Raw genomic sequence first — 8,596 nt, forward strand, 5'->3', positions numbered from 1 at the left:
ACTACACAAATTGGAAAATCTCCGGCAATGCCTCCCCCAATTTGGAAAAACCCGATCCCATTATCCGAATTCTTTAAATACCAGTCGGACAGAAACATCATGTATTCAATTCCGGATTTCATTGCAGACGGCTTTGTTCGGCCTTCAATACAATGGGATGCAAAAAAGTTACCGCAGGTTGAATCTTCCCATCCCGGTACAATAATAGGGATATTTTTTTCAGCAGCTGCCAGTAACCATGAGTTTTTAGGATCGATCTGATAGTCATCTTTAAGATCTTCACTCAACAACATATCATAAAAGTATTCATGCGGTAAGTACCGTTTGCCTTCCTCAGTAGCTTTCACCCAGCGTTTCACTAAATGATCCTCAATGCGCCTCATGGCTTCTTCTTCAGGAATACATGTGTCTGTAACTCTGTTAAAGTGATTCTCAAGTAACTCTTGTTCGTCCTGTGGACTCAAATCCCGATAGTTGGGAATGCGCTTGTAGTGATCATGAGCAATGAGGTTGAATACATCTTCCTCCAGATTGGCACCCGTGCAGGTGATGATTTGCACCTTATCCTGACGGATCATTTCAGCCAGCGATAATCCCAACTCTGCAGAACTCATAGCCCCGGCCAGGGTGATCATCATTTTAGCTCCGGAGTTGAGCTGATCTTCATAGGCTTTGGCGGCATCAACGAGAGAGGCTGCATTGAAGTGACGGTAATGGTGGGTAATGAAATCGGAAACGGGTCCTTTGTTACTCATGAATTGGAAAATTTATAGCTTAACATTTTATAGTATAATTTGGCGGTCATAAACTGTGGGGCACTTAATCCTTCAATAGGGGCGAGTTCCACAATATCGAAGCCCAGTACATTTTTCTGCTGAAATACTTTTTTAAGATACTGGATCGTGGGATTCCAGAGCATTCCACCCGGTTCGGGAGTTCCTGTTGCTGGCATGATGGATGGATCGAATGCATCCAGATCAAGGGTGATGTATACTTTATCGGTTATTTTACTAATAGAATCTTCCATCCAGTCGGTGTGGCCGTACATATCTTCAGCGAAATAACATTTTTCTTTATCCATGTATTGTACCTCGCTGGTATCCATGCTGCGAATGCCAACCTGGATCAGATTTGCGTTTCGGGATGCATCATAGACAGCACAGGCGTGATTGTATGGGGAACCGTGATACTCAGGACGAAGATCGGCATGAGCATCGATCTGTAAAATGGTGATATCGGGATGGGCTTCGTAAAAAGCCTTGATGATTCCAATACTTATGGAATGCTCTCCACCAAAAAAAGTGAGGAACTTATCGGTTTTCAAAAGCTCTTTGGTGTTTTGATAAACCGACTCAAATACTGCTTCAGGTGAAGCGTCTTCCAGAATGGGATCGATGATATGTACCCCTTTTTTATAGACTTCGCTTTCGGTTTCAATATCATAGATCTCCATGTTTTCAGCAGCTTCCAGGAACGCTTCAAAACCTTCGTCAGCCCCTTTTCCCCAAGTGCTGGTTCCGTCGTAGGGGATGGATTGCAGCAAGATGTTGGCGTTTTCAAATTTGTTATGTTCACCTTCAATTCCGGCAAATAGTCGATTCGATTTAGTCATTATATCCTAAAATGTTAAGCATGTTGTTTACTGTTTGTTCTTCTCGGTATACATAATCGAATAGATTACCATTTTCATCCTCATCAACCACAATGAGTTTGGGAGACGGAATAAGGCAATGCTTTATCCCGCCGTACCCACTGATGGAATCCTGATAGGCTCCGGTATGGAAGAATCCGATGTATAGAGGTTCCTCTTCATCATCGCTGTAAGCCGGCAGGAGTATTTGCTGATTCAGCTCCTCGGAGTTGTAGTAATCTGAGTGGTCGCAGCTGATGCCTCCGATATTTACGCGTTTATACTGATTTTGCCATTTATTGAGTGGCAGCATGATGAATTTTTCATTGATAGACCACGCATCGGGAATGGTATTCATCAGGCTGTTATCAATGAGGTACCAGAGTTCGGTATCGTTTTGTTGCTTTTGTTCCAGCACCTGGAAAATAACGGCTCCGCTTTCTCCGACGGTATATTTTCCGAATTCGGTATAAATATCAGGCTCTTCAACGCCTTCGTCTTTACAGGCTTCCTGAATATTCCGCACTATTTCTCCGGTAATGTATTGGTAATCAAATTCAAAACTCAGGCTGTTTTGAATAGGAAAACCACCCCCGATATTTATGCTTTTAACAGAAGGGGCCAACTTTTTGATCTTGGTGAATTGAGTAAGTGCTTTCTTGAATTCATTCCAATAATACATGTTGTCGCGTACACCTGAATCCACGAAAAAGTGAACCATCACCAATTCCACACGGTCATTGCCAATTATCTTTTCACGTACAAAATCAAGTATCTCACGTTTATTGATCCCAAGTCGTGAGGTGTAATACGAAGCCTGGGGGTCTTCCTCAATAGATATTCTCAAACCGATCTTGATAGGGTGTTCGGTTTCCAGCTCCATGAGTTTATCCAGCTCTCCTGCGTTATCCAATACACAGATAGAGTTGGAAAATCCCTGATTGATCAACCGTCCAATTTTTTTGACGTAATCGTCTGTTTTATAGCCGTTATGTACAATGGTCTTATCTGGAGTGAATACGCCTTTGTTGTATAAATTCTCAATCAGGTCGATGTCGAATGAAGAGGAGGTTTCCAACGATACGTTTTCCTTCAGAGCCGTTCTTACCACATGGTTGAAGTGACAGCATTTGGTGCAATAGCAAAACTCATATTTACCGGAGTAGTTATTTTCTGAAATCGCTTGATTAAAGTACTTTCGCGCATTCTGAATTTTTTCTCTGATCTTAGGCAGGTAGGAAAGCTTAAAAGGCGTTCCATATTTTTCAATCAGGTTGTGCAGGTCAACTTTATTAAAATTGAGGGTGCCATCTACAAGCTCAAAGCCATTTTGAGGGAAATGATAGGTCTGGTCAATTAATTCGTAATAGTTATTCTTCATTAAGCTGGGAAATAATAAAAAATTGTTCTGGCGATTATCGCAAAGTTATCGGGCGATAAATATAAAATATAATTAGGTATAATTTAGACAACATGGATGATATTTACAGTTCTGTGAAAAGAGCTGCTAAACCGTTTTTTTTAGATAACCGATATTATTGATTATCTATAAAATACGTATCTTTGGAATTGCTTAAAAAGAAAGAGGAATTAACGGTTTGTTTCAAGCCAAATAAATGTTTCGCTTTTCCTGCAAAAGCATAACTCACTGGATTTTTCACTTTAGACCTTATGAAGATTGGAAGCACTTGGCCGACAAATTTTAGTTGAATTTTATGACTGCGAATCCGCAAAACTTAATGATGTAGAATACATCGAATCCTCTATGCTAGCCGGTACTAAAGCTGCCCGTGCTACGATTATCTCACATAATTTTCACAAATTCAGTCCCTATGGAGTGAGTGGTGTAGTGGTGATTGCAGAGTCTCATGTTGCTATTCATACCTGGCCGGAATATAACTACGCCGCCGTAGATATTTTTACCTGTGGCGATACTATCGATCCCTGGACCATTCAGGAATTCCTTAAAGATGCCTTCAATTCTCAAAACGCAAGCAGTATGGAAATGAAGCGCGGACTCTTTAAAGTGGCACAAGGAGAGAAACTACTCTTCAAGCCATCCGCTGAAGCTGAAAAAGATTATTGACTGACTAATGAGCGTCTATTTATGAATTGAAAAGGAAGCTATCAGCTTTTAGCCGTCAGTTTTTTATTTTCATTATAATTATTCTTAAGGACGGCATAAATTGCTACCCAGATGTTAAAAAAAACTGAAAGCTGACGGCTGAAAACTTTATAATTAAATAATAACGATGCCTATCCAATTCAATGAATTTTATAACGAAAACACCGGCTTAACCATTGGACTGAAAAAGCTCCTGTTTTCTGAACAGACCGATTATCAATTGGTTGAAGTTTTTGAAACGGATACCTGGGGCAACCTCATGACCATCGATGGAATGGTGATGCTGTCAGAAAAAGATGAGTTCGTATATCACGAAATGGTGGCTCACCCGGTTATGTTTGCTCATCCGAATCCGCAGAAGGTGCTTATTATCGGCGGAGGAGATGGGGGGGCGGCTCGGGAAGTGCTGAGGCATCCATCTGTAAAACATCTTGACATGGTTGAAATTGATGAAGCCGTAGTCCGTGCTTCTAAAGAATTCTTTCCCGGAGTTGGTGCCTGGGAAGATGATCGACTAAATGTTCTTTTTGAAGATGGCATTGCTTTTGTAAAAGCAGCAAAAGCGGAATATGATGTGGTAATTATTGACGGTTCTGATCCGGTAGGTCCCGCAGAAGGACTCTTTGAAAAAGAATTTTTTCAGTATTGCTTTGATGCGTTGAAGGAAGATGGAGTGCTATCGGCCCAAACTGAGTCGCCATGGGTTTCGGAATATCATAAGAGTATGAAACAGGTTTTTGACGCTTTAAATGATGTATTCACTGAATCTGATATGTATTTGGGCTTTATACCGTTATATCCTGCGGGAATGTGGTCATTTGCGTATGCTTCCAAAGGAATAAAGGTGCAATCAGACGAAGTTTTGTCAAGAGTGGAAAAGGGACTTTCCGGATTTGGAGATGACCTTAAATATTACAATAAAGCCATTCATCGGGGATCGTTTGCTTTACCAAATTTTGTAAAGGAGATTATTCGGTAAGTTTTTCTTTACATGACGCGCTATTCGTGAAGGACTGAAGCCCACCACTTGTTTAAAGAACAAGTTTATATCTAATATCTGAAGCGATGCATTAATAGACATATTAACTCTCCGTGCTTTGAGATGAGTAATTTCCCATATTCATCTTCTCTGTTCTTTTGCACCGATAAAAGAATCAAAAGCTACCGGATGCGAATTTAAAAACACTTATTATTCGCGATTAACCGCCCAATCCGTGTGATCCATGTTCTATTCGCTAAAGTTATTTCGATATCATACGATTTTAAATTAATACATTATTACAAGTTGCTCAGCGGCTTAGAGACCGTTATATTCAGGCGAATTATTTACTGAATGCTTATAAAGAAAGACCGAGGGATGGGCCCGATGACGTCTTGGCAACCACTTCTGAAAAGGGGGCAGGTGCCAAATCCCACTCAGCGCCATGTAAAGCTGGGAAAGATAAGCGAGCTGATCACTCACACTCTTTCTGCATAAGCTAATCCAAATATGAAAGAGTGAATATAAAAGACGTTTTACAAGACCGAATTCTGATCCTTGACGGGGCCATGGGCACTATGATACAGCGCTACAAGCTGGAAGAAGAAGATTTCAGAGGAGATCAATTCAAAGATCATCCCAGCGACCTGAAGGGAAATAACGACCTGCTTAGCTTAACCCGCCCCAAAATTATTCAGGCTATCCACGAAGAATACCTGGAGGCCGGAGCTGATATTGTTGAAACGAATACATTCAGCGGGACAAGCATAGCTCAAGCTGATTACGGGTTGGAGCATATTGTCTATGATTTGAACAGGAAGTCGGCAGAGATCGCTAAAAAAGCCACGGATAAATTCACCAAACAGAACCCCGGTAAACCACGTTTTGTTGCAGGCTCAATGGGACCAACGAATAAAACCGCTTCCATTTCCCCTGAAGTTACAGACCCGGGCTACCGTGCCGTTACCTTTGATGAACTTGCGGAAGCGTACAAGGAACAGGCTCGAGGACTGATGGACGGCGGAGCAGATCTACTCCTTGTAGAAACCATTTTCGATACACTGAATGCTAAAGCTGCTTTATTTGCTATTCAGGAATTATTTGATGAGCGGGGAGAAGAGCTTCCCATCATGGTTTCAGGTACAATAACAGATGCTTCCGGAAGAACTCTTTCGGGACAAACGGTAGAAGCTTTTTTGATCTCTGTTTCTCATGCACCCATCCTGAGCGTTGGATTTAATTGCGCACTGGGAGCCAAGCAGCTTAAACCATATCTGCAAAATCTCTCCGACAGATCACCTTTCTATATCAGCGCTTACCCGAATGCGGGATTGCCGAATGAATTTGGAGAGTATGATGAAGGGCCGGATGAAATGGGGAGTCAGGTCAAAGAATACCTGGAGGATGGATTGGTAAATATTCTTGGTGGCTGTTGCGGTACTACTCCTGCACACATCACCACAATGGCTGAACTGGCAGAAAAATATTCACCCCGAAAAGTAAAAAAAGTTGATAGGGTTTTAGTATGAAAAGTTTTGAATCAAACAAAGATCTGTCAGGTCTGAATACAAATAACAACATCGAACCCCATCTGACGACTGAAAATAGACTTAGTAAGTTGAATCAAGGGCGGGGGTCGTCTGATGGATTTACAGGGCAAAGCTCGTGGGTACCATTCGTCAGACGGACTTTGAGCCGTCAGACGATGAGATGGAATTCGAACATTTTTATTGGTGAAAAAGTATGAAGTCATTACCCCTAACGCTTAGCGGACTTGAACCTCTTATCATCACCGAAGACTCCAACTTCGTGAATGTAGGAGAACGTACAAATGCAACCGGTTCAAGAACTTTCCTTGATTACATAAAGAATAAAGAATATGATAAAGCACTAAAAGTAGCCCTCGATCAAGTGCAGGGCGGAGCGCAGATCCTGGATGTGAATATGGATGAAGGCATGTTGGATAGTGCTGCCGAAATGACCAACTTCCTCAACCTCATTGCCTCCGATCCGGACATCGCTAAAATTCCCATTATGGTGGATTCCTCGAAGTGGGAAGTTATTCTGGCTGGACTTAAATGCATGCAGGGTAAAGGCGTGGTGAATTCCATCAGCCTGAAAGATGGGGAAGAGGAATTTCTGAGAAGAGCCAAGATCGTGCGGCGCTTTGGGGCTGCGGTTATTTGCATGGCTTTTGATGAGGACGGTCAGGCTGACACCCTTCCAAGAAGAAAAGAGATCTGTGGCCGGGCTTATAAAATTCTTACAAAAGAAGCAGGTTTTCATCCTTCTGACATTATCCTTGATCCCAATATATTTCCTGTAGCAACGGGTATGGAGGAGCATCGTCGAAATGCTATTGACTATTTTGAGTCAGCTATATGGATTCGTGAAAACCTGCCGGGTGCACATGTTATCGGTGGGGTGAGTAATGTCTCATTTTCCTTTCGGGGAAATAACCGGGTTCGGGAAGCCATCCACTCCGCATTTCTATATCACGGCATTCAGCATGGTATGGATATGGGAATCGTTAATCCTACCCAGCTTGAGGTATATGATGACATTCCTGAAGATCTGCTTGAGCGAGTGGAAGATGTACTTTTTGATCGCCGGGAAGATGCCACTGAACGGCTCATGGAAATAGCAGAGGAGTTCAAAAACGAAGGCTCTACAGTTAAAGCCAAGAAAGATGATGAGTGGCGCAAGAAGTCCGTGGAAGACCGGATCAGTCACTCGCTGGTAAAAGGGATCAATGAGCATATCGAAAAAGATGCGGAAGAGGCTCGTGTTAAATACGGAAGCCCTCTTGAAGTAATTGAAGGCCCGCTGATGGACGGGATGAATGTAGTGGGTGATCTTTTTGGTTCCGGGAAGATGTTTCTTCCACAGGTAGTTAAAAGTGCACGCGTGATGAAACAGGCTGTGGCTTATTTAACTCCTTATCTCGAAGAAGAAAAGGCCAGGAACAAGGATACCAGCGAGCAGCCCAAGATCTTGCTGGCAACAGTAAAAGGCGATGTCCATGATATCGGGAAAAACATTGTCAGCGTAGTGCTGGCCTGTAATAACTATAATGTAGTCGATCTTGGAGTGATGGTGCCGGCCGATAAGATCCTGGATGAAGCAGAAAAACATAAGGTAGATGCCATTGGGTTAAGTGGATTGATCACACCTTCTCTGGATGAAATGATTCATGTGGCCCGCGAAATGAAAAAGCGAAAGCTGGATCTTCCACTGCTGATCGGTGGTGCAACTACTTCACGCCTCCACACAGCCGTCAAAATTGACCCGGAATATGATGGCTCCATTATCCATGTGCTGGATGCTTCACGGGCTGTTTCAATTGCAGGAGATGTGATCAGCAAACAGCGAAAAGAGGGTGTTCGACTGGAAGTAAAGAAAGAATACGAGCAGCTTCGCAAGCAGCACGAAAGTCGACAGAACAGGAAAGAGCTTCTTAGTTACGAAGAAGCCAAAGCAAACAGAACGCAGATCGACTGGGATGGATATGAGCCTCCGAAACCTTCTTTCTTGGGCACCAAGACTTTTCAAGATTACCCAATTTCGGAGTTGAGAAACTACATCGACTGGTCTCCTTTTTTCCGCACCTGGATGTTAACCGGAAAGTATCCTGATATACTGGAAGACGAGGAAGTAGGGGAACAGGCAAAGTCGCTTTTTGATGACGCCAATACATTAATTGACAAGATCATTGAACAAAAATCATTAAAAGCTAAAGGAATTATAGGTTTTTATCCAACAGTAAGTTACGGGGATGATCTTAAGCTATATAAAGATGAGGATTTATCTAAGGAGCTGGCTGAATTTCACTTTTTAAGACAGCAAACCAAGAAGAGAGCGG

7 protein-coding genes and 1 riboswitch are annotated in these 8,596 nt (G+C 42.5%); of the genes, 4 read left to right on the plus strand and 3 right to left on the minus strand.

The window, feature by feature from the left end:
- From VFM80_RS00395 to VFM80_RS00405, 3 genes are all read right to left on the minus strand, one after another.
- On the minus strand, positions 1-755 hold a 755-nt coding region (locus VFM80_RS00395), incomplete at its 3' end, for a deoxyhypusine synthase family protein (RefSeq protein WP_395068425.1).
- Complete coding sequence (gene speB / locus VFM80_RS00400) at positions 752-1,612, minus strand: agmatinase (RefSeq protein WP_395068427.1); 861 nt, start codon at positions 1,610-1,612, stop codon at positions 752-754. The genes VFM80_RS00395 and speB, both read right to left, overlap by 4 nt.
- Entirely contained in the window at positions 1,605-3,011 is a 1,407-nt protein-coding gene (locus VFM80_RS00405; RefSeq protein ID WP_395068429.1) for an arginine decarboxylase, read from the minus strand. Before VFM80_RS00405 ends, speB begins: the two co-directional genes overlap by 8 nt.
- A 297-nt stretch (positions 3,012-3,308) precedes the next feature.
- Here VFM80_RS00405 and speD point away from each other — a divergent pair, with 297 nt between their 5' ends.
- From speD to VFM80_RS00425, 4 genes are all read left to right on the plus strand, one after another.
- On the plus strand, positions 3,309-3,716 hold the full coding sequence (gene speD / locus VFM80_RS00410) for an adenosylmethionine decarboxylase (protein WP_395068431.1): 408 nt from the start codon (positions 3,309-3,311) through the stop codon (positions 3,714-3,716).
- Between the two features lie 166 nt (positions 3,717-3,882).
- Complete coding sequence (gene speE / locus VFM80_RS00415; RefSeq protein ID WP_395068433.1) at positions 3,883-4,734, plus strand: polyamine aminopropyltransferase; 852 nt, start codon at positions 3,883-3,885, stop codon at positions 4,732-4,734.
- Between the two features lie 355 nt (positions 4,735-5,089).
- Positions 5,090-5,203: riboswitch (SAM riboswitch) on the plus strand.
- Between the two features lie 49 nt (positions 5,204-5,252).
- On the plus strand, positions 5,253-6,263 hold the full coding sequence (locus tag VFM80_RS00420; RefSeq protein ID WP_395068435.1) for a homocysteine S-methyltransferase family protein: 1,011 nt from the start codon (positions 5,253-5,255) through the stop codon (positions 6,261-6,263).
- 214 nt (positions 6,264-6,477) lie between these two features.
- A partial coding sequence (locus tag VFM80_RS00425) for a dihydropteroate synthase (protein WP_395068437.1) occupies positions 6,478-8,596 on the plus strand: 2,119 nt, incomplete at its 3' end.

This window comes from Gracilimonas sp., from assembly GCF_035704785.1.
Taxonomy (GTDB): Bacteria; Bacteroidota; Rhodothermia; order Balneolales; family Balneolaceae; genus Gracilimonas.